The organism is Type-E symbiont of Plautia stali, assembly GCF_059731115.1.
Window position 1 is genome coordinate 1,694,036 of the sequence record NZ_AP035906.1, and the last position, 27,000, is coordinate 1,721,035.

32 protein-coding genes are annotated in these 27,000 nt (G+C 53.4%); 17 read left to right on the top strand and 15 right to left on the bottom strand.

Annotated elements, in window-relative coordinates; all coding sequences use genetic code 11:
* Positions 1-44: 44 nt before the first annotated feature.
* The 7 genes from phoQ to rluE all read right to left on the bottom strand — a co-directional run bounded on the left by phoQ (position 45) and on the right by rluE (position 6,805).
* The gene (gene phoQ, locus AC6I8L_RS07740; protein WP_058962308.1) at positions 45-1,505 is read right to left on the bottom strand and encodes a two-component system sensor histidine kinase PhoQ; all 1,461 of its coding nucleotides are present in this window, start codon (positions 1,503-1,505) and stop codon (positions 45-47) included.
* Between the two features lie 3 nt (positions 1,506-1,508).
* Positions 1,509-2,177 carry a two-component system response regulator PhoP gene (phoP, locus tag AC6I8L_RS07745; RefSeq protein WP_034822036.1) on the bottom strand — a complete coding sequence of 223 codons (669 nt, stop codon included), beginning with the start codon at positions 2,175-2,177 and terminating at the stop codon, positions 1,509-1,511.
* Positions 2,178-2,401: 224 nt separating this feature from the next.
* The gene (purB, locus tag AC6I8L_RS07750) at positions 2,402-3,772 is read right to left on the bottom strand and encodes an adenylosuccinate lyase (protein WP_058962307.1); all 1,371 of its coding nucleotides are present in this window, start codon (positions 3,770-3,772) and stop codon (positions 2,402-2,404) included.
* Positions 3,773-3,816: 44 nt separating this feature from the next.
* Positions 3,817-4,458, bottom strand: a complete 642-nt coding sequence (gene hflD / locus AC6I8L_RS07755) for a high frequency lysogenization protein HflD (protein WP_034822031.1) — start codon at positions 4,456-4,458, stop codon at positions 3,817-3,819.
* A 35-nt stretch (positions 4,459-4,493) separates the two neighbouring features.
* On the bottom strand, positions 4,494-5,606 hold the full coding sequence (gene mnmA, locus AC6I8L_RS07760; RefSeq protein WP_058962306.1) for a tRNA 2-thiouridine(34) synthase MnmA: 1,113 nt from the start codon (positions 5,604-5,606) through the stop codon (positions 4,494-4,496).
* A gap of 41 nt (positions 5,607-5,647) precedes the next feature.
* Positions 5,648-6,121 carry an NUDIX domain-containing protein gene (locus tag AC6I8L_RS07765; RefSeq protein ID WP_058962305.1) on the bottom strand — a complete coding sequence of 158 codons (474 nt, stop codon included), beginning with the start codon at positions 6,119-6,121 and terminating at the stop codon, positions 5,648-5,650.
* A gap of 45 nt (positions 6,122-6,166) precedes the next feature.
* Positions 6,167-6,805, bottom strand: a complete 639-nt coding sequence (gene rluE / locus AC6I8L_RS07770; RefSeq protein WP_236699797.1) for a 23S rRNA pseudouridine(2457) synthase RluE — start codon at positions 6,803-6,805, stop codon at positions 6,167-6,169.
* Positions 6,806-6,936: 131 nt separating this feature from the next.
* Here rluE and icd point away from each other — a divergent pair, with 131 nt between their 5' ends.
* Complete coding sequence (gene icd / locus AC6I8L_RS07775) at positions 6,937-8,187, top strand: NADP-dependent isocitrate dehydrogenase (protein WP_038647536.1); 1,251 nt, start codon at positions 6,937-6,939, stop codon at positions 8,185-8,187.
* Positions 8,188-8,300: 113 nt separating this feature from the next.
* Positions 8,301-9,149 (top strand): putative phage abortive infection protein, encoded by an 849-nt coding sequence (locus AC6I8L_RS07780; RefSeq protein WP_058962303.1) that lies wholly within the window; start codon positions 8,301-8,303, stop codon positions 9,147-9,149.
* 125 nt (positions 9,150-9,274) lie between these two features.
* Here the strand turns inward: AC6I8L_RS07780 and AC6I8L_RS07785 are convergent, their stop codons facing one another.
* Positions 9,275-10,531: a mechanosensitive ion channel family protein gene (locus AC6I8L_RS07785; protein ID WP_058962302.1), complete on the bottom strand. Its 1,257-nt coding sequence runs from the start codon at positions 10,529-10,531 to the stop codon at positions 9,275-9,277.
* Positions 10,532-10,737: 206 nt separating this feature from the next.
* Between AC6I8L_RS07785 and AC6I8L_RS07790 the strand changes: the two genes are divergently transcribed.
* Positions 10,738-10,935: a DUF6404 family protein gene (locus AC6I8L_RS07790; protein WP_058962301.1), complete on the top strand. Its 198-nt coding sequence runs from the start codon at positions 10,738-10,740 to the stop codon at positions 10,933-10,935.
* A gap of 100 nt (positions 10,936-11,035) precedes the next feature.
* On the top strand, positions 11,036-11,233 hold the full coding sequence (locus AC6I8L_RS07795) for a hypothetical protein (protein ID WP_038647530.1): 198 nt from the start codon (positions 11,036-11,038) through the stop codon (positions 11,231-11,233).
* Between the two features lie 32 nt (positions 11,234-11,265).
* Here the strand turns inward: AC6I8L_RS07795 and AC6I8L_RS07800 are convergent, their stop codons facing one another.
* Complete coding sequence (locus tag AC6I8L_RS07800; RefSeq protein ID WP_034822005.1) at positions 11,266-11,514, bottom strand: DUF883 family protein; 249 nt, start codon at positions 11,512-11,514, stop codon at positions 11,266-11,268.
* 183 nt (positions 11,515-11,697) lie between these two features.
* On the opposite strand from AC6I8L_RS07800, the gene AC6I8L_RS07805 reads away from it, so the two are divergent.
* On the top strand, positions 11,698-11,904 hold the full coding sequence (locus AC6I8L_RS07805; protein ID WP_058962299.1) for a DUF2767 family protein: 207 nt from the start codon (positions 11,698-11,700) through the stop codon (positions 11,902-11,904).
* 25 nt (positions 11,905-11,929) lie between these two features.
* Here AC6I8L_RS07805 and AC6I8L_RS07810 read toward each other — a convergent pair whose 3' ends face one another.
* Together AC6I8L_RS07810 and AC6I8L_RS07815 are read right to left on the bottom strand one after the other, a co-directional pair.
* Positions 11,930-12,481 (bottom strand): hypothetical protein, encoded by a 552-nt coding sequence (locus AC6I8L_RS07810; protein ID WP_034821998.1) that lies wholly within the window; start codon positions 12,479-12,481, stop codon positions 11,930-11,932.
* Between the two features lie 60 nt (positions 12,482-12,541).
* Positions 12,542-12,871, bottom strand: coding sequence for a hypothetical protein (locus AC6I8L_RS07815; protein ID WP_034821995.1), 330 nt, complete (start codon positions 12,869-12,871; stop codon positions 12,542-12,544).
* A 202-nt stretch (positions 12,872-13,073) separates the two neighbouring features.
* On the opposite strand from AC6I8L_RS07815, the gene AC6I8L_RS07820 reads away from it, so the two are divergent.
* From AC6I8L_RS07820 to AC6I8L_RS07835, 4 genes are all read left to right on the top strand, one after another.
* On the top strand, positions 13,074-13,253 hold the full coding sequence (locus AC6I8L_RS07820) for a hypothetical protein (RefSeq protein WP_034821992.1): 180 nt from the start codon (positions 13,074-13,076) through the stop codon (positions 13,251-13,253).
* A gap of 175 nt (positions 13,254-13,428) precedes the next feature.
* Positions 13,429-13,650, top strand: coding sequence for a YgdI/YgdR family lipoprotein (locus AC6I8L_RS07825; RefSeq protein ID WP_058962298.1), 222 nt, complete (start codon positions 13,429-13,431; stop codon positions 13,648-13,650).
* A 132-nt stretch (positions 13,651-13,782) separates the two neighbouring features.
* The gene (locus AC6I8L_RS07830; protein WP_034821987.1) at positions 13,783-14,166 is read left to right on the top strand and encodes a hypothetical protein; all 384 of its coding nucleotides are present in this window, start codon (positions 13,783-13,785) and stop codon (positions 14,164-14,166) included.
* A gap of 22 nt (positions 14,167-14,188) precedes the next feature.
* Positions 14,189-14,602: a GNAT family N-acetyltransferase gene (locus tag AC6I8L_RS07835; protein ID WP_058962297.1), complete on the top strand. Its 414-nt coding sequence runs from the start codon at positions 14,189-14,191 to the stop codon at positions 14,600-14,602.
* On the opposite strand, the gene AC6I8L_RS07840 is transcribed toward AC6I8L_RS07835, so the two are convergent.
* The gene (locus tag AC6I8L_RS07840; protein WP_058962296.1) at positions 14,603-15,265 is read right to left on the bottom strand and encodes an MBL fold metallo-hydrolase; all 663 of its coding nucleotides are present in this window, start codon (positions 15,263-15,265) and stop codon (positions 14,603-14,605) included.
* Positions 15,266-15,288: 23 nt separating this feature from the next.
* Positions 15,289-16,212, bottom strand: a complete 924-nt coding sequence (gene ldcA / locus AC6I8L_RS07845; protein ID WP_058962295.1) for a muramoyltetrapeptide carboxypeptidase — start codon at positions 16,210-16,212, stop codon at positions 15,289-15,291.
* A 181-nt stretch (positions 16,213-16,393) separates the two neighbouring features.
* On the opposite strand from ldcA, the gene emtA reads away from it, so the two are divergent.
* Positions 16,394-17,005, top strand: coding sequence for a membrane-bound lytic murein transglycosylase EmtA (gene emtA, locus AC6I8L_RS07850; RefSeq protein WP_034821976.1), 612 nt, complete (start codon positions 16,394-16,396; stop codon positions 17,003-17,005).
* Positions 17,006-17,064: 59 nt separating this feature from the next.
* On the opposite strand, the gene AC6I8L_RS07855 is transcribed toward emtA, so the two are convergent.
* Entirely contained in the window at positions 17,065-18,012 is a 948-nt protein-coding gene (locus AC6I8L_RS07855) for a sugar-binding transcriptional regulator (RefSeq protein ID WP_034821975.1), read from the bottom strand.
* A gap of 184 nt (positions 18,013-18,196) precedes the next feature.
* On the opposite strand from AC6I8L_RS07855, the gene AC6I8L_RS07860 reads away from it, so the two are divergent.
* From AC6I8L_RS07860 to AC6I8L_RS07890, 7 genes are all read left to right on the top strand, one after another.
* Positions 18,197-19,138, top strand: coding sequence for a D-ribose ABC transporter substrate-binding protein (locus AC6I8L_RS07860; protein ID WP_034821972.1), 942 nt, complete (start codon positions 18,197-18,199; stop codon positions 19,136-19,138).
* 13 nt (positions 19,139-19,151) lie between these two features.
* Positions 19,152-19,763, top strand: coding sequence for a DUF2291 family protein (locus AC6I8L_RS07865; RefSeq protein WP_058962294.1), 612 nt, complete (start codon positions 19,152-19,154; stop codon positions 19,761-19,763).
* Entirely contained in the window at positions 19,763-21,277 is a 1,515-nt protein-coding gene (locus AC6I8L_RS07870) for a sugar ABC transporter ATP-binding protein (RefSeq protein ID WP_058962293.1), read from the top strand. The genes AC6I8L_RS07865 and AC6I8L_RS07870 overlap by 1 nt, the downstream gene beginning before the upstream one ends.
* A 2-nt stretch (positions 21,278-21,279) precedes the next feature.
* Positions 21,280-22,380, top strand: coding sequence for an ABC transporter permease (locus tag AC6I8L_RS07875; RefSeq protein ID WP_058962292.1), 1,101 nt, complete (start codon positions 21,280-21,282; stop codon positions 22,378-22,380).
* Between the two features lie 198 nt (positions 22,381-22,578).
* The gene (locus AC6I8L_RS07880) at positions 22,579-23,409 is read left to right on the top strand and encodes a transketolase (protein ID WP_058962291.1); all 831 of its coding nucleotides are present in this window, start codon (positions 22,579-22,581) and stop codon (positions 23,407-23,409) included.
* Entirely contained in the window at positions 23,402-24,346 is a 945-nt protein-coding gene (locus AC6I8L_RS07885; RefSeq protein WP_058962290.1) for a transketolase family protein, read from the top strand. Before AC6I8L_RS07880 ends, AC6I8L_RS07885 begins: the two co-directional genes overlap by 8 nt.
* Positions 24,347-24,348: 2 nt before the next feature.
* Positions 24,349-25,836 carry an FGGY family carbohydrate kinase gene (locus tag AC6I8L_RS07890; protein ID WP_498014374.1) on the top strand — a complete coding sequence of 496 codons (1,488 nt, stop codon included), beginning with the start codon at positions 24,349-24,351 and terminating at the stop codon, positions 25,834-25,836.
* Between the two features lie 34 nt (positions 25,837-25,870).
* On the opposite strand, the gene AC6I8L_RS07895 is transcribed toward AC6I8L_RS07890, so the two are convergent.
* Entirely contained in the window at positions 25,871-26,998 is a 1,128-nt protein-coding gene (locus AC6I8L_RS07895; RefSeq protein WP_058959679.1) for a mechanosensitive ion channel family protein, read from the bottom strand.
* Positions 26,999-27,000: the final 2 nt, after the last annotated feature.

The window sequence follows — 27,000 nt, forward strand, 5'->3', positions numbered from 1 at the left end:
TTAGGGCCATGAATGCAGGCAAGTATAACAGCCCGCAGGCCTTTCTACTCGCGGTGATGTTCAACTTCCTGACGCTGGAAAATCACTTCCATGCGGGCACCGCCTAGTGGGCTGGTGCTGGCGATCACCTTACCGGCGTATTGTTCGAGGATGTCGCGGACCACGGCTAAGCCAAGGCCCTGGCCGGGACGTAACGTATCGGCACGCTGACCGCGCACGAAGATCAGATCGCGTTTGCTTTCAGGAATGCCGGGGCCGTCATCATCAATAAACAGATGCAGTGCCTTGTCGGTTTGTCGTGCGCTGACCTCAATAAATTCCAGGCAGTATTTGCAGGCGTTATCCAGCACATTGCCCAGCACTTCCATAAAGTCATTTTGGTCGCCGATAAAGGTCAACTCGGGGGAGATATCCAGGGTGATTTCGACACCTTTGCGCTGATAAACCTTATTCAGCGCCGAGCAAAGGCTATCCAGTAGTGCCGACACCGAATGCAGATCGCGCTGCAGCGGATTATGATCGGCCTGCATACTGGCTCGATGCAGGTAGTAGCCAATTTGTTGTGAAATACGGCTAATCTGCTCCAGCATCACCGGCTCGGCCTGCTCCACGGTGAGCTCCTTGCCGCTGCGCAGGGATCGCAAGGTACTCTGCAACACCGCCAGCGGGGTTTTCAGGCTGTGCGTTAAATCAGACAGGGTGGTGCGATAACGCGTGTAGCGCTGGCGCTCATTGGTCAGCAGCAGGTTGAGATTTCGCACCAGGCTGCGCAACTCCTGCGGTGGATTGTCGTCCAGATTCTCGCGATGACCCGTTTCCAGTTCACGCACCTGCGCGGTCAAATCACCAATAGGGCGCAGGCTCCAGTGCGCGGCCAGCCACAGCAGCGGAATCACTAATAGCAGGTTTGCTGCCAGCACATAGCTAAACCATGACCACACCACATCCGAGTGCTGCAGTTCCTGAGGGATGGAATCCACCACGACGATGGTCAGTGCCGGTAAGTTGGTGGTGGCATCGTAACGGTTGACGGCGACCGAGTGGGTAAAGGTGTCGTTGTTGTCGCTGTCCAGTTGATGTAACCGCTCTTTGACCTCGGAGTTGTTGCCGATGGCGGCCAGACTGGTGCGATTTGTGGTGTCGATTTCATAAAAATCGGGCTTGAGCAGCCACTCACGCCGAATGTTTTTGCGGATGTCAGGCACATCACGCTGCTGCCACAGCAACTTGCCGTGTTCATCGTAGATGAACACCAGCGTCGGGAAATTGAGCGTCATCCGCTCTGGCTGGGCAATGGTCAGCTTATTGTTTTGCCATTGCGCCAGGGTGAAGAACAGGTTGCTCTCGCCGCGCATCACGCGATAGGTGTTTTTATCGAAACTCACCACATAGCCCACTACGGCAACCATGCCGTAGGAGAGCGACAGAAACAGGACAATAGCGGCAGTCGCCAGTAAAAACCGGGCGCGTAATGAGAAAGGACGTAAGCGATTCAGCCAATTCATAAATCAGAGATCAAAGCGATAGCCCTGGCCGCGCACGGTGTTAATCACTTCGGTCGGATGGAGCGCAAGAATCTTTTTACGCAGGCGCCCCATCAAAACATCAATGGTGTGGCTCTCGCGCAGTTCGGCATCGGGATAGAGTTGCAGCATCAGCGAATCTTTGCTGACCACTTTTCCGGCGTTGCGGATCAAGGTTTCTACAATGGTGTACTCAAAGGCGGTGAGTTTGACCGGTGCATCATTGACGGTGACTTCACGACGTGACAGATCAACCTGGAACGGCGGCATCGCAATGATCTGCGAAGCGTGTCCACTATTGCGACGCATCAGCGCCTGCAAACGTGCAGCGACTTCTTCGATATGGAAAGGTTTGGTGACGTAGTCATCGGCACCGGCTTCGAGTGCTTCCACTTTAGCCTGCCAGCCTTCACGTGCCGTCAACACCAGAATCGGTTGACGCACAGCATCGCCGCGCCAGCGACGAATCAACGACATGCCATCTTCATCAGGCAAGCCTAAATCGACCAGCGCAATGTCGGGAATGTGTTCCTGCAGGAAATAGTCGGCTTCTTTGGCATCTTCGGCAGCATCCACCTGATGACCCATTTCACGTAACTGCACGGCGAGATGATGACGCAGCAGTGCATTATCTTCCACAACCAGAACACGCATAGAATTTCCTTACCTTCAAACTCAGTGATGATGGCAAGAGTATATGTTAAGCGAGCTAAACAAGAGAACAACACTTGATTGTCATCGTTTGAACGACAGCAGCAAAAAGCGGCGAGCATTCATTCCGGACGCAGGCAACAAAGGATTGATGTACTTGCCGATTTGCTGGTGCTCGACTGCCTGAGGGAAAGGGTAGGGTGTGCGCACAGGCACACCCTTAATGATTATTTTAAATCATCAACCATCTGAATGGCGCGGCCGAGATAGTTGGCCGGTGTCATCTGCTTCAGACGCACTTTCTCTTCTTCCGGCAGTTCGAGACTGTCGATGAAGGCCTGCATACCGGCTGCATCTACACGTTTGCCACGCGTCAGCTCTTTCAGTTTTTCGTATGGCTTCTCGATACCGTAGCGGCGCATCACGGTCTGGATCGGCTCGGCCAGCACTTCCCAGTTGTGATCCAGTTCGTCCAGCAGACGATCGCGGTTCACTTCCAGTTTAGAGATACCTTTCAACGTCGCCTGATAAGCGATCAGCGCATAGCCCACGCCGACGCCGAGGTTACGCAGTACGGTAGAGTCGGTGAGATCGCGCTGCCAGCGGGAAACCGGCAGTTTGCTCGACAGGTGCTGCATCACCGCATTCGCCAGACCGAGGTTGCCTTCTGAGTTTTCGAAGTCAATTGGGTTCACTTTATGCGGCATGGTGGAAGAACCAATTTCGCCCGCGATAGTTTTCTGCTTGAAGTGATTGAGAGCTACGTAACCCCAGATATCACGGTCAAAGTCGATCAGGATGGTGTTGAAACGCGCGATGCAATCGAACAGTTCCGCAATGTAATCATGCGGTTCGATCTGAGTGGTGTACGGGTTCCAGGTAACACCCAGTGAGGTGACAAACTGCTCGCTCAGCTGATGCCAGTCCACTTCCGGATACGCAGCGATGTGGGCGTTGTAGTTGCCGACCGCGCCGTTGATTTTGCCCAGCACTTCGATTTTGCTCAACTGACGCAGCTGACGTTCCATACGGTAAGCGACGTTAGCCATCTCTTTACCCATGGTGGATGGCGTAGCGGGTTGGCCATGCGTACGCGACAGCAGCGGGATATCGCGATACTCCTGCGCCAGACCTTTCACCGCATCGATAATTTTGTTCCAGAAAGGCACGATGACGTCACGGCGAGCGGTTTCAAGCATCAGCGCGTGCGACAGGTTGTTGATATCTTCAGAAGTACAGGCGAAGTGGATGAACTCTGATACCGCATGCAGCGCAGGGACATCAGCCACTTTTTCTTTCAGGAAGTACTCAACCGCTTTGACGTCGTGGTTGGTGATGCGTTCGATGGTTTTGATGCGCGCCGCGTCTTCTTCGCTGAAATTGGCGACAATGGCATCAAGGAAAGCGTTTGCGTCAGCCTCAAATGCAGGAACTTCCTTGATCTCTGCGGTCGTAGCCAGTTTCTGTAACCAGCGAACTTCAACCTCAACGCGGAATTTCAGCAAACCGTATTCGCTGAAAATGGCGCGCAGCGGGCTGACTTTATCGCCATAACGGCCATCGACAGGTGAGACGGCGGTCAGAGAGGATAATTCCATCAGTGCAACTCCTGAATCGTTAACAAATTAGGGCAGGGCGGCGCTTAATACGCCGGGCCCAACCGGGATAAAATGGTTTTGGCTTCACGCAGCAAACGCTGACGCGAGAACATTAGCTGCAGGCGGCCACCGCCAACCTGCTGCCACAGCACAGCAGCACGAATACCTGCCAGTAAGGTGGCACGCACTTTACTCTGTACCTGAGAATTCTGTAATACCTGCGGCGAACCGGTGACCTGAATGCGCGGACCCAGTGGGCTAATGACATCGACATAAATCCCTGCCATGGCACTGGTGATGGTTTCAGATTCCAGCTCGTAATGCGCGAGTTGGCGATCAAGCTGGGCAATACGCTGAGAAAGGGTGTTCAGCGCCGCGCTGTTGCCGTGCAATTTGCGCTCCAGCACCATCATACTCAGGGTGTAACGTGTCAGTTCGGCCCCGGCACCCTGGCGGCTGCCGCTGTTCAACACCGCCATCAGCGATTCCAGGCCGAGATGCAGATTCGCTTCATCATTGCCAAATACCGCCAGCGTCGAGCCGGGGTTCAGATCCAGCAGGCTGCGCAGCGACACGGTTAATGCGGCATTGTTGCAACTGCCCTGATGCGCTAATTGCTGCACCAGATGCGCGGACTGACAAATACCCGCCAGCGCGAGCGTTATCTCATAATAGTTCTTGGCCACGCTTAACTCCTGTCATCGCGTCGGCAGCGCCGACCTCAGGCTTCTGCCAATGGCAGGCGCTGTTCAATAATGCCGCCGCCGAGGCAAACATCACCCAGATAAAATACGGCCGACTGGCCAGGCGTGACGGCCGCAACCGGCTCGTCAAAACGCACTTCAATACGATTGCTATCGAGCGGAATGATTTCACAGGGAATATCGGTCTGGCGATAACGGGTTTTCACCGTGCAGCGCAACGGGGCCGTCATCGTTTGGCGATCAACCCAATCCAGTTGCTGAGCGATCAAGCCTACGGACATCAGGCGTGGATGTTCCGCACCCTGAGCCACCACCAGGCGATTGCGTGCGACGTCTTTGTCGACCACATACCAGGGATCGTCATTGCTCTCTTTGCGACCACCAATACCCAATCCTTTGCGCTGACCCAGCGTGTGATACATCAGCCCCTGGTGCTCACCGACAATCTCACCCTCAACGGTTTCGATTTCGCCCGGCTGTGCAGGTAAGTAACGACCAAGGAAGTCGCGGAATTTGCGCTCGCCGATAAAGCAGATGCCGGTCGAGTCTTTCTTCTTCGCGGTGATCAAATCCAGTTCTTCAGCGATACGGCGCACTTCAGGCTTCTCCAGTTCACCCACCGGGAACAAGCTTTGCGCAATCTGTTCATGGCTCAGGGTGTAGAGGAAGTAACTCTGATCTTTATTGCCGTCGAGACCGCGCAGTAACTGGCTGGTGCCATTCACATCGGCGCGGCGCACATAGTGACCGGTGGCGATGAAGTCTGCACCGAGATCTTCAGCCGCGAATTCCAGGAAGGCTTTAAATTTGATCTCTTTATTGCACAGAATATCGGGGTTTGGCGTGCGGCCCGCTTTGTACTCTTCCAGGAAGTGTTCGAACACGTTGTCCCAGTATTCAGCGGCGAAGTTGATTTTGTGCAGTTTCATGCCGAGCTTGTCACACACGGCTTGAGCGTCAGCCAGATCATCAGCGGCGGTGCAATACTCCTCGCCGTCGTCTTCCTCCCAATTCTTCATGAACAGGCCTTCAACCTGATAGCCCTGCTGTTGCAGTAACCAGGCGGATACGGAAGAATCGACGCCGCCGGACATCCCGACGATCACTTTTTTCTGGCTGTTGTCAGACATGACGCACTCTTAATTACGATAAAAACAGGCGGCGCATTCTATCATGCCGAAGCCGGGCGCGCACCTTCGTGAAACGGCCATTGGAACGGCGCCACCAGTTGCAGCGGATAACGTGCGCCTTGCTGCCACAATCGTACACTCTCAGCGACCAGCGGTGAACGCAGGCGATTCGCCGTCAGAATCTGCTCTGGCGGCAGCCACCAGCAGCAATCGATGTCGCGATCGTGCGGGGACGTCTCGCATTTGTCTGGCAGATCGAGGCCAAACAGGAAACGCACAAAAGGTGTATCGTCAGGCGCGATCCACTGCTGCACACCGAGGAAATACTCAGGTTTAGCGTCTATTCCCGTCTCTTCAAATAACTCACGCTGTGCGGCTTCGAGCAACGTTTCATCAGCTTCGAGATGGCCCGCCGGCTGATTCCAGGTAATACGGCCATGAACACGCTCCTCGACCACCAGCAATTCGCCTTGTGCCTGCACAATACAGGCTACGGTTACATGAGGTTTAAACATCCTTCCTCCGAATTTGTTAACTAAAAGTTATTGAAAAGTCGTGATCTAAACGTTGGCACTGACATCGCGCCACTCTCCCAGGGCTAAATCGTTCAGTTGATATTTGCCCATGGCAAAGCGAATCAGGCGTAAGGTGGGAAAACCAATATGCGCCGTCATGCGCCGCACCTGACGGTTACGTCCTTCGTACAGGGTGATTTTCAACCAACTGGTCGGGATCGCTTTACGCTCGCGGATCGGCGGCTGGCGCGGCCACAGCCACTCTGGTTCAGTGACTAATTCCACGCCAGCAGGCAGCGTGGGTCCATCATTGAGGGTGACGCCGTTGCGTAACAGGGATAAATCTGATTCCTGTGGTGCACCTTCAATCTGCACATAATAGATTTTTCCGGTGCGCTTTCCGGGCTGCGTAAGTTGCGCCTGTAGCGCGCCATCGTTGGTCAGAATCATCAAACCTTCGCTGTCGCGATCGAGGCGGCCGGCGGCATAAACGTCGCTAACCGGCACGAAATCCTTGAGCGTGCGGCGTCCCGCTTCATCACTGAACTGCGGTAAAACATCGAAAGGTTTGTTAAAGAGTATGACGCGTCGCGGTCCTTTTGGACGTGTGTCACGGCGCACGGGCTGGCGTGCTGCGGTGTTTGGACGCTTATCCTGGTGAATTCGTTGAGAAGTTTTTCGCATGGGCTTTGCAGTCAGAAACAATCGGCGCATTATAACGCGAAACTGCGGTGATTGGCGTAGCGGAAATATTCAAGTAGTATTGACCCGCATCTTACAAATCATTAACAAAAAATCGCTCGAAGGAGAGGTTGATGGAAAGCAAAGTAGTTGTTCCGGCGGAAGGTCAAAAAATCACCCTGGTTCAGGGCAAACTCACTGTTCCGAATAACCCAGTCATTCCTTACATCGAAGGTGATGGCATCGGCGTTGATGTTTCCCCTGTTATGCTGAAAGTGGTTGATGCCGCTGTGAAGAAAGCCTACAACGGCGAGCGCAAAATTTCCTGGATGGAAATTTATACTGGTGAGAAATCAGTAGAACTTTACGGCCAGGACGTCTGGCTGCCGCAAGAAACCCTCGATTTAATCAAAGAGTACCGCGTTGCCATCAAAGGCCCACTGACTACGCCAGTTGGCGGCGGTATTCGTTCTCTGAACGTGGCGCTGCGTCAGGAGCTGGATCTGTACGTGTGTCTGCGTCCGGTTCGCTACTACACCGGCACCCCAAGCCCGGTTAAACGCCCAGAAGATACCGACATGGTGATCTTCCGTGAGAACTCAGAAGATATCTATGCGGGTATCGAGTGGAAAGCGGGCACACCAGAAGCGGACAAAGTGATCAAGTTCCTGCGCGAAGAGATGGGCGTGAAGAAAATTCGCTTCCCTGAGCAGTGTGGTATCGGCGTGAAGCCGTGCTCTGAAGAGGGCACTAAACGTCTGGTGCGTGCTGCGGTTGAGTACACCATTACCAACGATCGTGATTCTCTGACCCTGGTTCACAAAGGCAACATCATGAAGTTCACCGAAGGCTCATTCAAAGACTGGGGCTACCAGTTGGTGAAAGAAGAGTTCGGCGGCGAGCTGATCGATGGCGGTCCATGGATGAAGTTCAAGAATCCAAACACTGGCAAAGAGATCATCGTTAAAGACGTGATCGCTGACGCCTTCCTGCAGCAGATCCTGTTGCGTCCAGCAGAATACGACGTTATCGCCTGTATGAACCTGAACGGTGACTACATCTCTGATGCCCTGGCGGCACAGGTTGGCGGTATCGGTATCGCACCTGGCGCGAACATCGGTGACGAGTGCGCACTGTTCGAAGCAACCCACGGTACGGCACCTAAGTACGCTGGCCAGGATAAAGTGAACCCAGGTTCCGTTATCCTGTCCGCAGAAATGATGCTGCGTCATATGGAGTGGTTCGAAGCTGCAGACCTGATTGTTAAAGGCATGGAAGGCGCAATCGCTGCTAAGACCGTGACCTATGACTTCGAGCGTCTGATGGATGGCGCTAAACTGCTGAAATGTTCAGAGTTTGGTGACGCTATCATCGCAAACATGTAATTTCTGCCAGCCAGAAATTGAGACGGGAGCCTATGGCTCCCGTTTTTATTATTAATTTTCAGATGTTAATCAAGAATTAATCAAATAAGTTTGACACAATTCAAGGACAGATTATGGTTCAGTTCATATTTATAGCAATTCTTGGCGTAATGATTATTTCTATTTTATATGTACTATTTATTCTGCAAATTCCCAATATTTTTGGAGGTTTTGACTTTAGTCAAAGTGGAACCTTTGGAGATTCATGGGGAGCGCTAACCTCTTTTTTTTCAGCGTTAGGTTTCTGTGGTGTGCTTTGGACGCTCAAAACTCAGAATGAATCAATAAGAAGAGTTGAAATTGAGAGCAGTCGAAAGGAAAAAAATGAAGCCAAGAGAGATTTTGAAAATTCATTTTTTAATATGCTGAATCTACTTCAAGTTATAATTAATGACATGAGAGTTGTAAATAAAATGTCGAAAGATGTTCTTGCAGAAGGAAGAGGCGTATTTCTTTATTTTTATAAGCCATTTAGAAGTAAGATGTTAAGGGAAGGGGAATATCGTGTAAGCCAAATCAGCAATCAGAATGAGTTAGAAATTTCCGCGAAAAATATAGGCCTACAATACAGCCATCATTTTAACAATAGATCACAAAATCTATCTCATTATTATCGATTCTTATTTAACTTTTATAAATTTATTGATGAGTCAGATATAGAAAATGAGGATAAAAAGAAATACGCTAATATATTGAGAGCGCAAATATCTAATTATGAACTATTGATGTTGTTTTATAACTCCCTATCAGAAAATGGTGAAAAATTCAAAAGCTATTTTGAAAAATATGAGGTCCTAGATAATCTACCTGTATTGAAATTGACATATAGAAACCATGTTTTACTGGTGAATGAAAAGTGCTGGGGTGATAATAAAGGCGCTTTAGCAATAATTAATAGTGGGAAGATAAGATTAATGCCTTGATGCTGACTTTTCGTTAACTTTATGAAATGTTCAGAGTTTGGTGACGCGATCATCGCGAACATGTAATTTCTGCCAGCCAGAAATTGAGACGGGAGCCTATGGCTCCCGTTTTTTTATGCGCTAAGTTAATCGGCCTGCTGTTCAACAGATTTGACGGATGACGCATGCTGCTGCGACAAGCGCCAGAAATCATTGCCGCCCGGATGCTGATACATGCGCAGCCCAAACTGGCCGACAATCGCATAGATATATTCGAAGATCGCTGACTGCGAATTCTCATACTCGACCCAAAATATCGACGAGGTGAAGCAATAGACTTCTACCGGCAAACCTTCCGGCGAGGGCTTCATGGTGCGCACCACGATATACATATCCTGCTTAATATCATCGCGCTGCGACAGCCACGCGGTGAGATATTTGCGGAACACCGTCAAGTTGGTCATGCCGTTGTCAGCAAACCAACGATCGCCCACTGCATTGCTGTCACGGCCATCCATTAACGCTGACAGCTGTTCGTTAACACCGCGAATCTGGCTCATCTGCTGAATGAGTTCGTGATCGAGAAAGCGAATCGACATTTGGTCGAGGTGGAAGCTACGCATAATACGGCGCGCGCCGGAGGAGAACATCGCCTGCCAGTTGGTGTAGGTTTCGGTGAGGAAGTTTTTCGTCGGGATGCGTGACAAAGTGTTATCCCAGTTACGCAGCGTAATGGTGTGCAGTGCAATATCAATCACTTCGCCGCTAATGCCTTTATCCGGCATCTCAATCCAGTCACCAAGTTGCAGCACATCGTTGGATGACACCTGAATATTCGCCACCAGCGACATTAAGGTGTGCTGGAACACCAACATCAATACCGCAGCAACCGCACCCAAACTCGAGATAATAATCACTGGCGATTTATTCGACATAATGGCCAGAATCATGATCGCCGAAATAATGTGCACCAGGATCTTGCCGACCTGAATATAGCCCTTGATCGAGTGATTCTTACGCTTTGATTTGCGGGAGTAGGAGTTGTTAACAATCTCCAGCACTTCTGTGAAGAACAGCGACAGATAAACAAAGAACAAAATGCCGCAGATAGTCTTAATAGCAATCAGCAGATGCTCGGGCAGATCTGGCATAAACTGCAGCAGGTAATAAACCGTGATCACCGGAATAAAGTTTGAGAGCTTTTCAGATAGCCGCACATCTTTATCAAGTGGAACCTGTTTTTTGTGTGTGCTGAAGAAGACCTTGCGCACCACCTTTACCACAAAGAATTTGCAGATCAGATGCGTCACCATCCCCGCGATCACCAGCAGCAGCAAGCTAAAAGTGGTGGATAGCAGGGTGTTACTCTCAATAAATTTCTGGATATCGCTTAAATAATTCATATTCACAACATGCCTGACAACGATGGCGGGGATTCAATCACAAACTGTGATCATACTGTATGCGACAAGTGCGCAATTTCTTAACGGCGGTTCGCGCCTGACAATACATTTCGCAAAACTTTGAAACAGATAGCATCCATGAACCCCTCGTCGTGCCTTTTCCGGCAAAACCCGCTATGTTCTGCGCTTCAGATTCTGGAGGTGGTATGCAAGGTGTCATCAAATTCGTTAAGGGCTGGTTGCTGTTTTCGCTGCTGTGGGGCATTTTCATGTGGTTCACTTCGTGGCAGGCGCAGGGTGAGGCCATCAGTATGGTGGTGGTGAAAAGCTTGTACGCTGGATTGATTTATCAGGCATTGATGACCATGGTGGTGCGCTTCAAAGCACGCCGTTCGCAAGGCTGATTGCTCACATCTCCCCACACAGCTTTGCGCAGCACTGACGCTAATTTGCACTCTGTCAGGCAATCTGGCCCGACTCAAAACAGTGTGGGTGGAAGTGAAGATGGCAAAGACGTCATTAGCCGCGTGGTTCTTTTTACTGGTGTCATTTGGCAGCTGTGCGCAATTACCTGACGTGCCAGTGAATATCACTGTGCATCAGGGGCGTCATCTGGATGTGAATAACAGCACGGCTGATGTGGCAGAGACGCCGGATGAACATATTCAGGAAAGGTTGGATGAGGCCGGTCATCATCAATAAGCGTTGGGGCCAGAAAGGCCCCCCATCGCCGCTTATTTCCTGCCCAGCAGGAAACCGACAATAATGCCGATGCTGGCCGCTACCGCCAGGCCAGTTGCCGGATTATCACGTACCGATTTGACCACGCAATCTGCTGCATCCTGCACAGCATAACTGGCTTGCGCGGGATAACGACGCGCGGCACCTTTAGCCTGATGTTTGCGAGAGCCGGTCCATTCCCCGATTTTTTCTTCAACTGCGCCCGCTGCTTCATTCAATTTTGCTTCCGCTTTATCAGTCATGATGACTCCCTGCTGGTTGTGAATATTACGATTCAGCGTAGTCACAGATTTTCAGACCAGCAACCCGCAGGCCAACGAGGTTGTAACAGTGGTTTGCAGGATCGTTGAACTCTGTCCAGGCTTAAACGAAGTAGCAGGCCTTTTGATTTGCGGAAATCAGGCCGTGTCACACCAGGAGGAGAGATGAAACGTGATGTATTAAGTGAAGACGATTACGATGAAGTGTGTCGGGTCATTGGTGACGCGGTGATTGTCCTATCCGAATGTGGCCACGAAACTAAACGCGCTGAAATCACCGATTTATTGCAGCGAACCCGCCCTCATCGCGCGCATGATGAACGCGACGAACAGCGGATGCTGGAGCATGCGATTCGTCTGGTCAAACCCTAATCCCTAAGGGTGTCACGAGACGCCCTTAGGGATTGCCGCGATAAGCCGGATACCAGGTCACCAAAAAATGGCGAAGATGATCGAAACACCACTCGGCATCGTCGGCTTGCTGACAATAATAGCGAATGGTGACTTTCTCATAGCGCATATGACGCTGATGCAAAGGTGACCAGCCCCAATCCAGCACGGCGCGGGCGTAATTGACCAGGGTGCCGCTCTGCATGTTGTGCTGCTTCTCTTGTCGGCTCAGATAGAGTTCAAATGCCTGATCCAGACTTTGCGTCTCCTCACTGCTGCCACTCGATAGCGCCGGGCGTAATGCCACATCGATAAATCCGCACACGCCGTCATCACGCTGCTGCCAGTCACAGGCTAAGGTCATAAATACCCCCTCCTGCAAATTCACCTCTTCCAGTAAACGCCGTAAATTTTCGGAATGTTTACCCGCTGAGATTTCGTCGATGCGATCGGTCTCCAGCGTGAGGTCAAATCCACAAGGATTCACCGAGCCATCCGCGTTGGTGGAAGCGGGGAAGGGGAAATCGATGTAGCCGTTATTGTCCAGACTCTTTTCCATAGTACAGGTCCGCAGCGTGAGGAAGCCTGACAATAAACCATCTTTCCCGGCTAAGCACGTTTAAGGGCACGTCCAGGTAATCATGGTGTTCTGATAAGGGTTGATCAGACGGAATTGCTTATCTGACAGCCGCTGAGCGGTGAAGCCCTCAGGCGTCACGGCAGAAGGGACATACTGGAAACGATCGCTGGAGTGCAATGTGCCACTTTTCACCGCCACGCCATCACGCGTGACCGTAAAGGCATTCACCAAATCGAAAATGCGCGCCTGCGTCTGCCCCATTGATTGTCCATAAATGGTCGCGACTTCGCCCGGGCAGTCGACACCTTTGGGCGTGGAGCTGCAACCAGCCAATAATAGAAGGGTGAGTACTACCGTGATTCGCAACATGATCCTGTCCTGGTTCGATTCCTTGTTTGCAGTGGCCCGTCAATGCCCACTGATATGCTGATCATAGCAGGTCTGGCACCGCTTCCCATTTGTCATTTGCTTAATCGTTAAGCGGTAAGAATGTAAAGGGGTGACTTTGGTAGCAGATAAACGTTATTCTTGCCAGCGTTGCGCATCAGGTAAGCAAAACAAGGGCAAATCTATGAAAGAAGAAGAAGCCAGTTTAATGATTCTTCAGCACGCGATTGATAAATTAGAAGCCGACAAAAAAAAGCAGGTAATGAACTGTGTAGCGGCCATACAAGAAGTGATGCAAGGCTTCGATCCGGAAGATGCGGGTCTGGCGTTAATGTTAGTTGCCGCACAGGTTGCAGCAGAGTAATCCCTTTCGGTCATTCCTTCCCCATCCGTTTGCGATGGAAATCCATGCAATATAGCTGCTGCTCAGTCGATATCGGCTGATGCGCAGCAATTGTTCTGCACAGATTAATCTTTCTCCTGGTTCACATTACTGCGCGCTGTGCTAAACCTGACAGTGAATCCAAAAGGAGGATGAGATGAAAAAGACATTGCTTTTAATCGGTACTTTTAGCCTCGGCCTACTGCTGGCGGGCTGCGCATCTGATCACGTCATGCACACCACCGATGGGCAGACCATTGTGGTGCAGGGTAAACCTAAAGTGGATGAAGATACCGGCATGATTACTTACAAAGATATTGATGGTAAAGAACAGCAGATAAACCGTAATCAAATCAAAGACATGAACTCGGTTAACTAACGTTTTCTTTACCCTTCTATCCTTGCAGGCCCGTACTCAACGGGCCATTATTCGTCTTCTCACTTTTTTCTGTGTTAGGCTTCTCTGCATAAAACCCAACGAAATCATCATCTAACCTCAGCGGAGATCCCAATGAAGGCGATAGCTATTGCCGTTGGCTTAATGGCGTGCCATATCGCGCCGGCCTGGAGCGAAACCGAATTTCAAATTACCTGTCCGGGGCGCCCGACCATGACGGTATCGCGTGCGGAATACGGTTTAAGTACGCTGATGTGGCCAACACGTCATTTTCAAATTGCAGCAGGGCAACAGCGCACGCGTTTGCAAGGCGGGGATAAAGTGGCGATCACGCGTTTTCGTAATGGCGATCAGCTGATTGTGAACAAAAACAATGACGATACGTTCTTTGTCTATGCCGATAGCGATAAACTCATCCCCTGCAATCGCACCGAAAAACGCGATGCGGAAATTCTTTCGCTGGAACGTTACGACGATAGCCAGCGCCCCAATTCATAGTTGCCTGTCAAAGGAGAAGACGATGCAATTAAGCGTAACCGACACCGTTACCGCAGAGGATCTGGATGATGTTCGTCTCGGCCTCACCGAATATAACAGACGCTTTATCGATCCCAGTGAGATGCAGGCGATTGGCGTCTTCATTAAGGATGCTTCTGGCCGCAAGCTGGCCGGGTTGACCGGTTCCACCTTTGGTAACTGGCTGCGCATCGACCTGCTATGGGTCGGCGATGCGTTACGTGGGCAGGGCGCTGGTACACAGTTGATTCAGGCCGCCGAAACAGAAGCCCGCGCCCGTGGTTGCCTTTATGCGCAGGTTGATACGGCCAGTTTCCAGGCGCGCCCGTTCTATGAAAAGATGGGCTACACCTTACGCTTTAGCCTCGATAATTATCCGCGTCTGCATCAGCGTCATTACCTCAGTAAATCGCTGTAACTAGATCAGTGGCTGCTGGCGTAAATCCAGCGGCGATTGCTCTGCCTCATCAATCGCCGCCAGCCAACTCTGCAAATCAACTTTGGCCCATGATAAGTGACCACGCGTGGTACTCATCAGCACGACATCGGGGCGCAGCGCGCGGTACAGCTCCAGTGATTGCTGTAACTCCAGCGGATTACTCTCCGGTACCAACACGCTGATCCAGCGGTTGTAGTCACAGGTTAAGGTATCGCCAACAAACAGATAGGTCTGGCCCAGCGGGGAGTGATAAAGGTAACTGCAGCTGCCCGGTGTGTGGCCGGGTGTGGGCAGCAGATGGAAATCACCAAAGTGGCTTTCCTGCTGAATGAAGGTCTCATCAGGTTCGACAATCAGACTGACGGGCCCCAGTGAACGGCTGTGGCAGTAGAGCGCACTGTTAAAACGCTGCTGGATCGCCACGGCGCCGGGCGCGGCTTCATGCCAGTGGGTGAGGTAGTGGCGAATCACCCCGCCCGCATCATTGAGAAACTCATGATCGAGCGGATGTTCGACACGGCCGATGACCAGATTGCCGCGCGGATGGCGCAGCATAAAGCCATGCATCATTAAATCATTCGCCGTTTCTTCGGCGGGAAATTCCGGGGTGGAGATCCACAAATCTTCGTACAGTGGCTTCAATGTCGGTCTCCTGCGGCAAAACGTTAGCGCAATGTCGGGTGGCCGGTGAAGGCAAGCTGTGCTTCGCCCTGCTCAAGTTGTAAGGTCGCACTGGCGCCGAGCGGCAGTGTAACGGTATCGGCATCGTGGCCAAACGCCAGATCGCTGATCACCGGAATCTGGTATTCATCGCGGATGCGTTGCCATACGCTGGCAAAATCGAAACCATTGTCATAAGCCGACAGTGACGTGCTGGTGAAACTGCCGGTGATGATCGCCCGCTGGCGCGCCAGAATGCCGCTCTGTTGCAGTTGAATCAGCATACGCTCTATGCGGAAAGGATGCTCATTCACATCCTCGATCACCAAAATGCCGTTTTCAATTTGTGGCATCCAGGGTGTGCCGATCAGTGAGCAGATCATCGCCAGATTGCCGCCCCACAAGGTCCCTTGCCAGCGTCCCGCATCCGGGCTGTGGGTCGGCCAGCCTATATTGACTGTAGGAGAAGAGAGCGCCTGCCAAAAGTGTGACAGGGTAAATTCGGATAATGCCTCTGCGCCGAAGTTGCCGGCCAGCATCGGGCCGCTGAAGGTCACCAGCCCGGTTTGCGCCAGTAACGCCAGTTGAATCGCGGTAAAATCACTGTGTCCACAAAGCGCGATAGGTTGATTGAGCAGCCGGCGCTGCAGACCGACATAATCAATCTGATCCAGCAAACGCGAGGCACCGTACCCACCGCGCACCGCCAGCACAATATCGGGCAGCGTGCTCAGTGTTGCCAGCTGGTTCACATCATTCAACCGTTCCCCGTCTTCGCCCGCAAAACGCTGGAAGCGGCGTGTAATCGCTGATAAGTTGTCCAACTGATGTCCCTGAGCCTGTAAACGACTCACTGCACGTTGGGCCGCATCCTGATTATGGCAATAGCCGGAGGGGGCGATCAGACGAATAGATCGGGGGGAAAGCATAGCGTTCATCCTGATTTAAAGTGGCCTGCCGATGATGGCGAAATCCGTTACCGATGTCACGGCAGCACAAGGTTTTTTACGTATTTAGGATAAACGGTAATTTTGCATTGCGCTGCGCCAGGTATGATAGCTTGCGCCAACTCTATTGCGGAACCAAAAATCAGTGAAAATTCGACTACTTATGCTATCTGCGCTGTTGCTCGCGGGCTGTGCCAGTGAGCCAGAAAAAACGGTCGTGCCAGAGAAAAATACGCCATTAACCCAGGCACCACCGTCGAAAGTGAATGATGCATGGTCAATGTTTACCGAAGATGCCGCCAGTCATTATGGCGTTGATGAGAAGTTAATCAGCGCCATTATTAGTGTCGAATCCGGGGGCAATCCCACCGTTACCAGCCGTTCAAACGCGGTAGGGTTGATGCAGATTAAAGCCTCAACGGCGGGGCGTGCGGTGTATCGCACTCAGGGGCGTCACGGTCAGCCGACGTCTTCGGAATTGCGCGATCCAGCGAGAAATATCGATATCGGTGCGGCATATCTCAAGCTGCTGCAGGATTCTGAGTTGGCCGGTATTCGAAATCCACTCACGCTGCGCTATGCGACGATCGTTTCCTACGCCAACGGCGCCGGCGCGCTGCTGCGCACCTTCTCACGTAATCGCGATCGAGCGATTGCGATGATCAATTCCATGACGCCAGACGAGTTTTATCAGCATGTGCAGGATAAACATCCGGCGGCACAGGCACCACGTTATTTGTGGAAGGTCACAACGGCCTACCGAACCATCGGATAAGTCGTCTTTGCGAAGCGCGGCTCGTCAGGGCCGCGCCTTAAGGTGCCCGGTTAAATCGGTCATTCCATCAGCAATCGTGCGGTGGGATAATCCACAATCAGCACTTTCACATATCCACCGCGCAACGCTCCGCGAATCGCCTGGGCTTTCTCTTTGCCGCCCGCCAGTGCCACCACTTGCGCACACTGTTTAACCTGCGCCAGCTCCATGCCAATCACCGGATCTTCCTCGGCGTTCAACACCGGTTTTCCGTCAGCATCAAAATAATGCAAACAGATATCGCCCACCGCACCGCGCTCGGCCAGCGTGCGCAGCATCTCGCCGTCATAGTAGTTGCCGGAATTGCGTAGCAGCGCGGAAGGCTCAAGATCGCCAATGCCGACAATCGCCAGATCCACTTGATCAAACTTTTCCAGCACCACGGCCACGTCTGGGTTTACTGATAAGCGTTGACGATCCTGCACTGAATGCTCAATCGACTGCGACGGCAGCAGCCAGGCCGGACAATCCAGCAGCGCCGCAAGATTCTGCGTCAGGATGGTGGCCTGCACGTTGCCGTTCGCACCCACCCCACCAAGCAGCTGGATCACGCCTTTGCAGGGCGCACTCAGCGGATGCAACGCGTCCACCATCGCGCGAATGGTGCCACTCCATGATGAAATGCCGATCAGTTCATCGGCGCGCAGGCGGGTTTCCAGATAGTGCGCCGCTGCTGAGCCAATCGCCTGTTTAATTTGCAGCGCGGAAGCCTGATCCGGCACATCGACCACAATCACCTGTGGCAGCTGATACTGCTGCTCAATCGCCTTCTCCAGTTCGGGATAGACATTGGCGGGTGGCACCACGCTGATTTTCACCACGCCTTCTTTGACGCTGCGATTGAGGATGCGTGACACAAAGGATTGCGACAGCTTCAGCAGTTGCGCAATATCGGACTGCTTCATGCCTTCCACATAATAAAGCGTGGCGATTTTTACCATCAGCCGCTGTTCGTCCTGTTTTGCCATGGTTTTTTCTCTCTCTTAACCTGCCTGGTATTGTTAATCAGGCTGTCATAAATAACAACGCAGAACATTTTGTGATCGTTTTCGCTTTTTCAGGATCGCGCGATGGACGAGTTCAGGAAGCCAGCGCATAGTCATTATGCATATAAAATCGCAATTGAATATATATTCAAGCGGAGAAAAATCAATGAAAGCTTCTGTCCTCAAAATGACCCTACTGGCTTCACTGATGTTAGCTTCAGCGGCAACGCTGGCGGCAGAAAAAGGCTTGATTGCTATCATCACGCCTTCTCACGATAACCCGTTCTTTAAAGCTGAAGCCGATGGCGCGCAAGAGAAAGCCAAAGCGCTCGGTTACACCACGCTGGTAGCCTCGCACGATGATGACGTGAACAAACAGAACCAGCTGATCGAAACCGCCATCGCGCGTAAAGCCAAAGCGATCATTCTGGATAACGCCGGTGCTGACGCCACCGTTGGCCCGGTGCAAAAAGCCAAAGATGCCGGAATCCCCACCTTCCTGATTGACCGCGAGATCAACAAAACCGGCGTCGCCGTGGCGCAGATTGTCTCTAACAACTATCAGGGCGCGCAGTTGGGCGCAGAGAAGTTCGCTAAGTTGCTGAACGGCAAAGGCGACTACGTTGAGCTGTTGGGCAAAGAGTCGGATACCAACGCGGGCGTGCGCTCACAGGGCTATCACGACGTGCTGGATGACTATCCCGATATGAAGATGGTGGCGCAGCAGAGTGCCAACTGGAGCCAGACCGAAGCCTTTAGCCGCATGGAAACCATTCTGCAGAAAAATCCCAACATTGTCGGGGTGATTTCCGGGAATGACACCATGGCGCTGGGGGCAGAAGCCGCGCTGAAAGCCGCCGGTAAAACCAACGTAATTGTGGTGGGCTTTGACGGCAGCGATTACACGCGCGATTCCATCATCAATAAAGGCAACATCAAAGCCACGGTGCTGCAGCCGGGCTGGGATCAGGCACAAATGGCGGTTGAGCAGGTGGATTACTACCTGAAAAACGGCAAAGCGCAAAAAGAAGAGAAGCAGCTGATGGATTGCGTGCTGATCGACGACAGTAACGCCGCGAAGCTGAAAAACTTCAACCTGGCGAAATAATACGGAGGTCGGCATGAAGGGAAAAGCAGCAACCGGGCTGATGGTTGGGCTCTTATCGCTGATATTGACCGCCTGCACCGTGGTGGATCTCGATGCAAACGGCAATCCCATCATGCCGAAAGATCCGAATGCCAAACCCGGCTACAGCAACCAGACGCCACAGCAGATCGCCGAATCGAGCTGGGCCAGCCGGGTGCAGCAACCGGCTGAGAAGCAGGCGCTGAGCTGGGCGGATATGGAAACCAAAAGTCATACCGTCAAGGCCGGGGGCAGCGAAAGCGTGTTTGTGCGTGCCGGAGGAACCGTCACCGCCTTTGATAACAGCAACGAACGCGAACGCAGCCTGACTGTCACCATCAATGGCAAACCGGTCAAGGTGTTGATTGGGCCGGTACTGCGCAGTAATGCGATTCGTGACGCGGCGGGCTATCGCTTTAAAGAGTTCACCAATCAGGTGCAATACGCACAGCTGACTAAAGCGTTGAATCGTCATGCCGTCCAGCAACTACCGCCGGTGGATGCCAGTTGGGTCGGCAAACCGGTGCAGGCGCTGTTAGCCGTCAGTATGGAGCCGAATCAGGTGAATGACGTGGTGGCGATTCAGTTGCAGCAAGGGAATCCATGATGAGCGATGAAATCATCCTGCAGGCCAAACAGATGTCGATGTTGTTTCCGGGCACCCTGGCGCTGGATCGTGTCGATTATCGCGTGTGGCGCGGCAAAGTGAACGTCATCATCGGTGAAAATGGGGCAGGTAAATCCACGCTGATGAAGATCCTCGCCGGGGTGCAGCAGCCCACTAGCGGCGAAATGTTCCTTAACGGCGAAAAAGTGGTGTTGAGCAGTACGCGAGACGCCGCCCGCCACGGTATCGGCATGGTGCATCAGGAACTCAACCTGTTCGAAAACCTCAGCGTGGCGGAGAACATCTTTCTGGGACGGGAAATCCAGCGCGGCATCAGCCCGATTAACGAAGCAGAACAGAAGCGACGCACGGCTGCGTTATTGCAACGTCTCGACCAGCCAATTTCACCGGACGAGATGGTCGGCAACCTGAAAGTGGGTCAGCAGCAGTTGGTGGAAATTGCCAAAGCGCTGGCAGAAAACGCCGACATCTTAATTCTGGATGAGCCGACCTCGGCGTTGAGCAAAACCGAAGTGGAGATCCTGTTCCGGGTGATCCGCGAACTGACGCGGCAGGGGGTTTCCATCATTTATATCTCACATCGGCTGGAAGAGCTGATGGCGATTGGCGATGTGATCACCATCCTGCGCGACGGTCGCTTTCAGGCGGAAGCGAAGGTCAGCGACATCGATGTGCCGTGGATCGTGCGTGAAATGCTCGGCAGCGAACCGGTGAGTAACTTTCTGCCGCCTAATCGTCAGTTCGGGGCGGCGGTGCTGGAAGCCGAGCACATCACCTGTGTCGGTGCCCATGGCAATACGCTGGTGGACGATGTCAGTTTCAATGTGCGCGCCGGGGAGATCGTCGGCATTTATGGCCTGATGGGCGCGGGGCGCACCGAGTTGTTTGAGTGCCTGCTCGGCAGCCAGCGCAACTATCTCGGCAAACTGTGGCTGGACAGCAAACCGTTACCCACACGCTTGCCAACGGCCGAACGTATTCGTATGGGCATGAGCCTGGTGCCGGAAGATCGCAAACGGGCCGGTATTTTCCCGGTCTCCTCTGTGGCCAGCAATCTCACCATTGCCAGCCTGTGGCGACGTTTATCGCATCGCACCGTGATCGCCGAACAAGCTGAACGCGAAGCGGTAAACAGTACGGTAGGCAATCTGGCCATCAAAATCTCATCACCCGACGTGGCGATCAGTGCGCTGAGTGGCGGCAACCAGCAGAAAGTGGTGATTGGCCGTTCATTGCTCACCAATCCACGTTTACTGCTGCTGGATGAGCCCAGTCGGGGCATTGATGTGGGTGCCAAAGCGGAAGTGTTTCGCATGATGGTGAAACTGTCAGAGCAGGGCATTGCCGTGGTGTTCTCCACCTCCGATTTAAAAGAAATTATGGCCGTCGCCGATCGCATTCTTGTGATGTCTGGCGGCAAGTTGACAGCTGACCTGCCGCGCGCGGAAGCGGAAGAGGCGGCGCTGGTTAAAGCAAGTGCACAGGGGTTCTGAGCATGAAAAACAATGGCGCAATGGCGCTCGCTTCGCCAGGTAAGGTTTTCAACTCGCGTGAAGGCATGATTCTGCTGCTGTTAAAACTGCGCACCTTTATCGCGTTGTTCCTCATCGTCGGCTTCTTTGCTATCACCGTGCCGGATTTCCTCGCCGTGGGCAGCATGGTGATCATGGTCAAACACATCGCCATCAATGCGTTTCTGGCGCTCGGCATCACCTTTGTGATTATCACCGCGGGTATTGATCTCTCCATCGGTGCCACGCTGGGCTTGTGCGGCATGATTGCCGGCTGGTTGATTACCAAAGGCATTGTGTTGCCGATGTTTGGCATCGCCATCTTTCCCAGCGTTTGGGTGATTGTGCCCGTGGTGTTAGTGGTAGGTGGACTGATTGGCGCGGTGAATGGCTGGATCATCACCAAATACAACGTGGCCCCGTTTATCTGCACGCTGGGCACCATGTACATCCTGCGCGGGGCGGCGATGCTGACCTCTGGCGGCGAAACCTTCCCCGGCTTGCAGGGCAATCCGCTGCTGGGTAACACCGGTTTCGACAAAATCGGTGCGGGGTATTTTCTCGGCTTACCGTGGGCGATCTGGATGATGGTGGTGCTGGCGCTGGTGATTGCCTATGTAGCACGTCGCCTGCCGTTTGGCCGTCAGGTGTATGCGATTGGTGATAACGAGCGAGCAGCGGAACTCTCGGGCGTCAAAGTGAAGTCGGTGAAAATCTGGGTTTACACCATTTCAGGTTTCTGTGCGGCGATTGCCGGCATTGTGGTCTCCTCGCAACTGGTGGCCAGCCATCCGGCGAACGGCACCTCATTCGAGATGAATGCGATTGCGGCGGTCGTGCTGGGCGGTACTTCACTGGCTGGCGGGCGCGGCACCATTCTCGGCACGCTGGTAGGGGCATTTGTCATCGGTTTCCTCGCGGATGGTTTGATCATGATGGGCGTCAGCGAGTTCTGGCAAATGGTGATCAAAGGCATCGTGATTATCGTGGCGGTGATCATCGATCAGATGCAGAGCCGCATGCAGCAGAAAGCCGCCGTGGTGGCGCAGAAGGCATTGATTGAGGAAAGTGAGGCCAAAGGTTAATTGTTACCCGTCATGAGCCGAGCCGCAGGTGCGTCGGTTGCGCTTGCTCACCCCAGTCACTGACCTGAGTAAGCTCCTGGGGGATTGACGAGCTGGCCGCCTTCCCGCAACTCAGCTTATTCAGGGGAAAAATCCGGGTAAATTTTTTTACCTGCTGTGAATATATATTCAATAACGCTTTAAAATGCAGAGGTGTCTATGAATCCTTTCAAATATTCGGTGGCGGACCTGGCAGCGAAAGCGCGCGCCGTGCGTCGCCGCATCATCCAGCTCAATGCCGGTAGTCCGGCGGGTGGACATACCGGTGCCGATCTCTCTCAGGTCGAAATCCTGACGGCGCTCTATTTCCGCATCCTGAATTGCGCACCGGATCGCACTAACGATCCGCAGCGTGACATTTACATCCAGTCGAAAGGGCATGCGGTCGGCGGCTATTACTGTGTGCTGGCGGAGGCGGGTTACTTCCCAACCGAATGGCTGCCCACTTATCAGCATTCGGATTCACATTTGCCGGGCCATCCGGTGCGGCAGAAAACGCCGGGCGTGGAACTCAACACCGGTGCATTGGGCCACGGCTTACCGGTGGCGGTGGGTATTGCGCTGGCGGCGAAAAAAGACAACAGCGACCGCCGCATCTTCGTGGTCACCGGCGACGGTGAACTGGCCGAGGGCAGTAACTGGGAAGCTGCGCTGGTGGCGGCGCACTACAACCTCGATAACCTGGTGATCATCAACGACAAGAACAAACTGCAGCTGGCAGGGCACACGCGCGACATTATGAACACCGATCCGCTGCCGGAAAAATGGCGAGCCTTCGGTCTGGAGGTCACTGAATGCAACGGTAATGACATGGCTTCCGTGGTGGGAACCATTGAAAACCTGCCACGTAATGGCAAACCGCAGGTGATTGTGGCGCATACCGAGAAAGGCTTTGGCATCTCCTTTATTCAGGGCAAACCAGAGTGGCATCACCGTGTGCCGAAAGGGGAAGAGATCGAACTGGCACTGGAGGAATTAAAAGATGAGTAATGCAAAACACCTGGCCACGGTGATGGTGGAAGCCTTTATTGACGCGGTCAATCGCGGTGTGGATCTGGTGCCGGTGGTGGCAGATTCCACCTCAACGGCAAAAATATCGCCTTTCATTAAGGCGTTTCCCGATCGGTTGGTGAACGTTGGCATTGCGGAACAAACGCTGGTGGGCACGGCGGCCGGTCTGGCAATCGGTGGAAAAGTGGCGGTGACCTGTAATGCAGCTCCGTTCCTGATTTCGCGCGCCAACGAGCAGGTAAAAGTGGACGTCTGTTACAACAATACCAACGTCAAACTGTTTGGCCTGAATGCCGGTGCCAGTTACGGCCCGCTGGCCAGCACCCACCACAGCATTGATGATATTGCGGTGATGCGTGGCTTCGGCAATATCGAGATTTACGCGCCATCCTGCCCGCTGGAGTGCCGCCAGATCATCGATTATGCCCTTGCGCATGTGGGGCCGGTTTACATCCGTCTGGATGGCAAGGATCTGCCCCAGCTGCACGATGAAAACTACCAGTTCCGCCCCGGCCAGATCGATGTGTTGCGTGAAGGCAACGACATCGTGCTGGTGGCGATGGGTTCCACCGTGCATGAGGCGGTGAGTGCGGCCGAGCAATTGCATGCACAGGGAATCAGCGCAGGTGTGATCGCCATTCCATCAATTCGTCCCTGCGATACCCAACGGCTGCAAGAGCTGTTAAAGCATTATCCGGCGGTGATCACCGTAGAGGAGCACAATGTTAACGGCGGCGTCGGCAGTCTGGTGGCCGAAGTGCTGGCTGAAGGCGGCTGCGGAATTCCGCTGTTACGTCTGGGCATCCCCGATGGTCAATACGCGATTGCTGGCGATCGTGCCTCCACGCGCGCGCATCATGGTATTGACGCCGCCAGCGTGGTGAAGAGTGCAGTGCGCATGTGTGCAGGAGCGTAAACATGGCGGGTCCATTAATACTGGCAATTGATGAAGGTACCACCAACGCGAAAGCTATAGCGGTGGACCGCGCTGGCAACGTGGTGGCACGCGGCAGTCAACCTCTGACGCTGGCCCATCCGCAGCCGGGATTGGCCGAGCAGGATCCATTGGCGATCTGGCAGGCGGTGAAACAGGCGATAGAAGGCTGTCTGGCGCAGTGCGGCGGAGCCGAGGTGGCTGCTGTTGCGATCAGCAACCAGCGCGAGTCGGTGCTGATCTGGCAGCGCCGCGACGGTCAGCCGCTGACGCCGCTGGTGAGCTGGCAGGATCGTCGCTCAGAAGCTTTTTGCCGTGATTTACGCATGGCGGGTAAAGCGCCACGCATCACCGGCTTAACGGGCCTGGCGGTCGATCCCATGTTTCCCGCAGGCAAACTCACCGGGATGCTGGCGACGATTCCAGATGGACTGGCGCGTGCACAAGCCGGTGAACTCTGCATTGGCACAGTTGATAGCTGGCTCAGCTGGCAACTTAGCGGCGGCGAAAGTTTTATTACCGATCACGCGAATGCGGCCCGCACCCAACTCTACAATTTGCACAGCGGTGACTGGGATGAGGAACTGCTGGCGCTGTTCCATATCCCGCGCGCGGCGCTGCCACATATTGTGCCCTCTGCCAGTGCGCAGGGTGTTGTCACGGTACAGGACATCGCCGGACTGAAAGCGGGTACGCCCATTTTGTCGCGCATTGGCGATTCCCATGCGGCACTGCAGGCGCAACGCAGTGCAGGCGAAGAAGTGGTGAAAGCCACTTACGGCACCGGTTCATCGCTGATGATGTCAATGGCCACCCCTTTGCTGACCGAGAACGGCCTCAGCACCACGGTGGCGTGGCACGATGGCACGCTGCGATTTGCCTTTGAAGGTAACGTCACCCATACCGGTTCGGGCGCGGCCTGGCTGGGACGCATGCTGGGCATCAGCGATCCGCGTGAACTGACGGCGATGGCGCAACGCAGCGAGCATAATCAGGGCATCTATTTCGTGCCTGCATTGTCAGGCCTGGGCGCGCCCTGGTGGGATTTGAAGGCGCGCGGCATGGTATGTGGCCTTACCGATGCCGCCACGCCAGAGGTGCTGGCGCGCGTGGCGCTGGAATCAATCACCTTCCAGATTGCCGATGTGTTCTTCGCTATGGAGCAGGCCAGTGGTGTGCAGTTACCCGCGCTCTGTGTGGATGGCACGGCAACCGAAAACAGTTGGCTGATGCAGTTGCAGGCAGACGTGTTGCAGCGGCCGCTGAAACGTGCCCCTACCGCTGAAGTCTCCGCCCTGGGTGCCGCGCTGCTGGCGGGGCGTTCATTAGGTTGGTGGCAGCAGGGCAGTGATATGCAGGCGTTGCAGGGGGGCAGCGTGATTGAGCCGCGCAGCGATCGCGCGACCATTATGCAAGAGAATTATCGCGGCTGGCTGGAAGCGGTGGCGCGTTGTCGTTATCAACCGCATTAGCGTTCAGGCGGGGTAACCGCCTGAACATCGCTCACTAACGTTGTGCCGTCTGGGGTGAGGATTCATTGGAGGCATCGCTGAGATTAATCCGTGGTAATACACCCCCCGTAAACTCGACACGACGCATTGGGAAAGCAAAACGAATCTGCTTCTGCTCCAGTTGCGCCATCAGCTGGAGGTTAATTTCCTGCTGGATGTCCATATACTTGTTGTACTCGGCACTGAGCACGAAGTAGACCACTTCAAATGTCAGCTGCGACTCATCAAAAGCGAGGAAATGTGCGCGGTCAAAACGAGTATCCGGCACATCCTGAATGATCTCCTTCACCATGCTACCAATTTGTCGCACTTTCTCAGCAGGCGTACCGTAATTAATGCCGAACTTAAACACGATGCGACGCTGCTGCATGCGTTTGTAATTGTGGATGGTCTGCTGCAGCAAGATGGTGTTCGAGCAAACGATCTGTTCGCCGCTCAGGCTGCGCAGCCGGGTGGTTTTCAGACCAATGTGTTCGATTGAGCCAGCCACATCGCCAAACACAATAAAATCGCCATGCTCAAAGGGCTTGTCAAAGCCAATGGCCAGCGAGGCGAATACGTCACTCAACACCGTCTGAATCGCCAGGGCGATTGCAATGCCGCCGACGCCGAGGCTGGCAACCAGTGCGGTAATATTGATGCCCATGTTGGACAGGATTGCCAACATCATCATCACCCACACCACCACCCGCAGCAGAATGCCGAGGATCACCGTGGTCACCGGATTGCGCACGTGCAATGGATCACGCAGCAAACTCTGTAGCCAGAGCCGGATGCCACAGTCAATCCACATGGTCATTTGCAGAATAAAGGCCAGGAACCAGCCGTGTGCAATCGTCACGCTCCAGCTGGCGGGGAGGTCGACAAACCTCAGTGCAATCAGTAATGAGAAAATCAGCAGCAAAGGCTGGCTGGTACTGCGCAGAATTTCCACCAACAGTGTGGTGACGCGGTGATTCCGCTGCTCGCTGTAGTGCGCAATACGGTTGGATACAAAACGGATGAGGGTACGCAAAAGCCAATACATCATCAGGGTACCGAAGACGATGATGGCGCTGTTTATCCAGAAGGTTTGATTGAGAAAAATGAGTTGTAAACGATGGGCAGAAAGCCAGTTTTCCATTG

Excerpts from the sequence above, each read along its gene's own strand:
- phoQ (WP_058962308.1), bottom strand. The coding sequence starts at position 1,505 with ATGAATTGGCTGAATCGCTTACGTCCTTTCTCATTACGCGCCCGGTTT.
- phoP (WP_034822036.1), bottom strand. The coding sequence starts at position 2,177 with ATGCGTGTTCTGGTTGTGGAAGATAATGCACTGCTGCGTCATCATCTC.
- purB (WP_058962307.1), bottom strand. The coding sequence starts at position 3,772 with ATGGAATTATCCTCTCTGACCGCCGTCTCACCTGTCGATGGCCGTTAT.
- mnmA (WP_058962306.1), bottom strand. The coding sequence starts at position 5,606 with ATGTCTGACAACAGCCAGAAAAAAGTGATCGTCGGGATGTCCGGCGGC.
- AC6I8L_RS07765 (WP_058962305.1), bottom strand. The coding sequence starts at position 6,121 with ATGTTTAAACCTCATGTAACCGTAGCCTGTATTGTGCAGGCACAAGGC.
- rluE (WP_236699797.1), bottom strand. The coding sequence starts at position 6,805 with ATGCGAAAAACTTCTCAACGAATTCACCAGGATAAGCGTCCAAACACC.
- icd (WP_038647536.1), top strand. The coding sequence starts at position 6,937 with ATGGAAAGCAAAGTAGTTGTTCCGGCGGAAGGTCAAAAAATCACCCTG.
- AC6I8L_RS07780 (WP_058962303.1), top strand. The coding sequence starts at position 8,301 with ATGGTTCAGTTCATATTTATAGCAATTCTTGGCGTAATGATTATTTCT.
- AC6I8L_RS07785 (WP_058962302.1), bottom strand. The coding sequence starts at position 10,531 with ATGAATTATTTAAGCGATATCCAGAAATTTATTGAGAGTAACACCCTG.
- AC6I8L_RS07790 (WP_058962301.1), top strand. The coding sequence starts at position 10,738 with ATGCAAGGTGTCATCAAATTCGTTAAGGGCTGGTTGCTGTTTTCGCTG.
- AC6I8L_RS07795 (WP_038647530.1), top strand. The coding sequence starts at position 11,036 with ATGGCAAAGACGTCATTAGCCGCGTGGTTCTTTTTACTGGTGTCATTT.
- AC6I8L_RS07800 (WP_034822005.1), bottom strand. The coding sequence starts at position 11,514 with ATGACTGATAAAGCGGAAGCAAAATTGAATGAAGCAGCGGGCGCAGTT.
- AC6I8L_RS07805 (WP_058962299.1), top strand. The coding sequence starts at position 11,698 with ATGAAACGTGATGTATTAAGTGAAGACGATTACGATGAAGTGTGTCGG.
- AC6I8L_RS07810 (WP_034821998.1), bottom strand. The coding sequence starts at position 12,481 with ATGGAAAAGAGTCTGGACAATAACGGCTACATCGATTTCCCCTTCCCC.
- AC6I8L_RS07815 (WP_034821995.1), bottom strand. The coding sequence starts at position 12,871 with ATGTTGCGAATCACGGTAGTACTCACCCTTCTATTATTGGCTGGTTGC.
- AC6I8L_RS07820 (WP_034821992.1), top strand. The coding sequence starts at position 13,074 with ATGAAAGAAGAAGAAGCCAGTTTAATGATTCTTCAGCACGCGATTGAT.
- AC6I8L_RS07825 (WP_058962298.1), top strand. The coding sequence starts at position 13,429 with ATGAAAAAGACATTGCTTTTAATCGGTACTTTTAGCCTCGGCCTACTG.
- AC6I8L_RS07830 (WP_034821987.1), top strand. The coding sequence starts at position 13,783 with ATGAAGGCGATAGCTATTGCCGTTGGCTTAATGGCGTGCCATATCGCG.
- AC6I8L_RS07835 (WP_058962297.1), top strand. The coding sequence starts at position 14,189 with ATGCAATTAAGCGTAACCGACACCGTTACCGCAGAGGATCTGGATGAT.
- ldcA (WP_058962295.1), bottom strand. The coding sequence starts at position 16,212 with ATGCTTTCCCCCCGATCTATTCGTCTGATCGCCCCCTCCGGCTATTGC.
- emtA (WP_034821976.1), top strand. The coding sequence starts at position 16,394 with ATGCTATCTGCGCTGTTGCTCGCGGGCTGTGCCAGTGAGCCAGAAAAA.
- AC6I8L_RS07855 (WP_034821975.1), bottom strand. The coding sequence starts at position 18,012 with ATGGCAAAACAGGACGAACAGCGGCTGATGGTAAAAATCGCCACGCTT.
- AC6I8L_RS07860 (WP_034821972.1), top strand. The coding sequence starts at position 18,197 with ATGAAAGCTTCTGTCCTCAAAATGACCCTACTGGCTTCACTGATGTTA.
- AC6I8L_RS07865 (WP_058962294.1), top strand. The coding sequence starts at position 19,152 with ATGAAGGGAAAAGCAGCAACCGGGCTGATGGTTGGGCTCTTATCGCTG.
- AC6I8L_RS07870 (WP_058962293.1), top strand. The coding sequence starts at position 19,763 with ATGAGCGATGAAATCATCCTGCAGGCCAAACAGATGTCGATGTTGTTT.
- AC6I8L_RS07875 (WP_058962292.1), top strand. The coding sequence starts at position 21,280 with ATGAAAAACAATGGCGCAATGGCGCTCGCTTCGCCAGGTAAGGTTTTC.
- AC6I8L_RS07880 (WP_058962291.1), top strand. The coding sequence starts at position 22,579 with ATGAATCCTTTCAAATATTCGGTGGCGGACCTGGCAGCGAAAGCGCGC.
- AC6I8L_RS07885 (WP_058962290.1), top strand. The coding sequence starts at position 23,402 with ATGAGTAATGCAAAACACCTGGCCACGGTGATGGTGGAAGCCTTTATT.
- AC6I8L_RS07890 (WP_498014374.1), top strand. The coding sequence starts at position 24,349 with ATGGCGGGTCCATTAATACTGGCAATTGATGAAGGTACCACCAACGCG.
- AC6I8L_RS07895 (WP_058959679.1), bottom strand. The coding sequence starts at position 26,998 with ATGGAAAACTGGCTTTCTGCCCATCGTTTACAACTCATTTTTCTCAAT.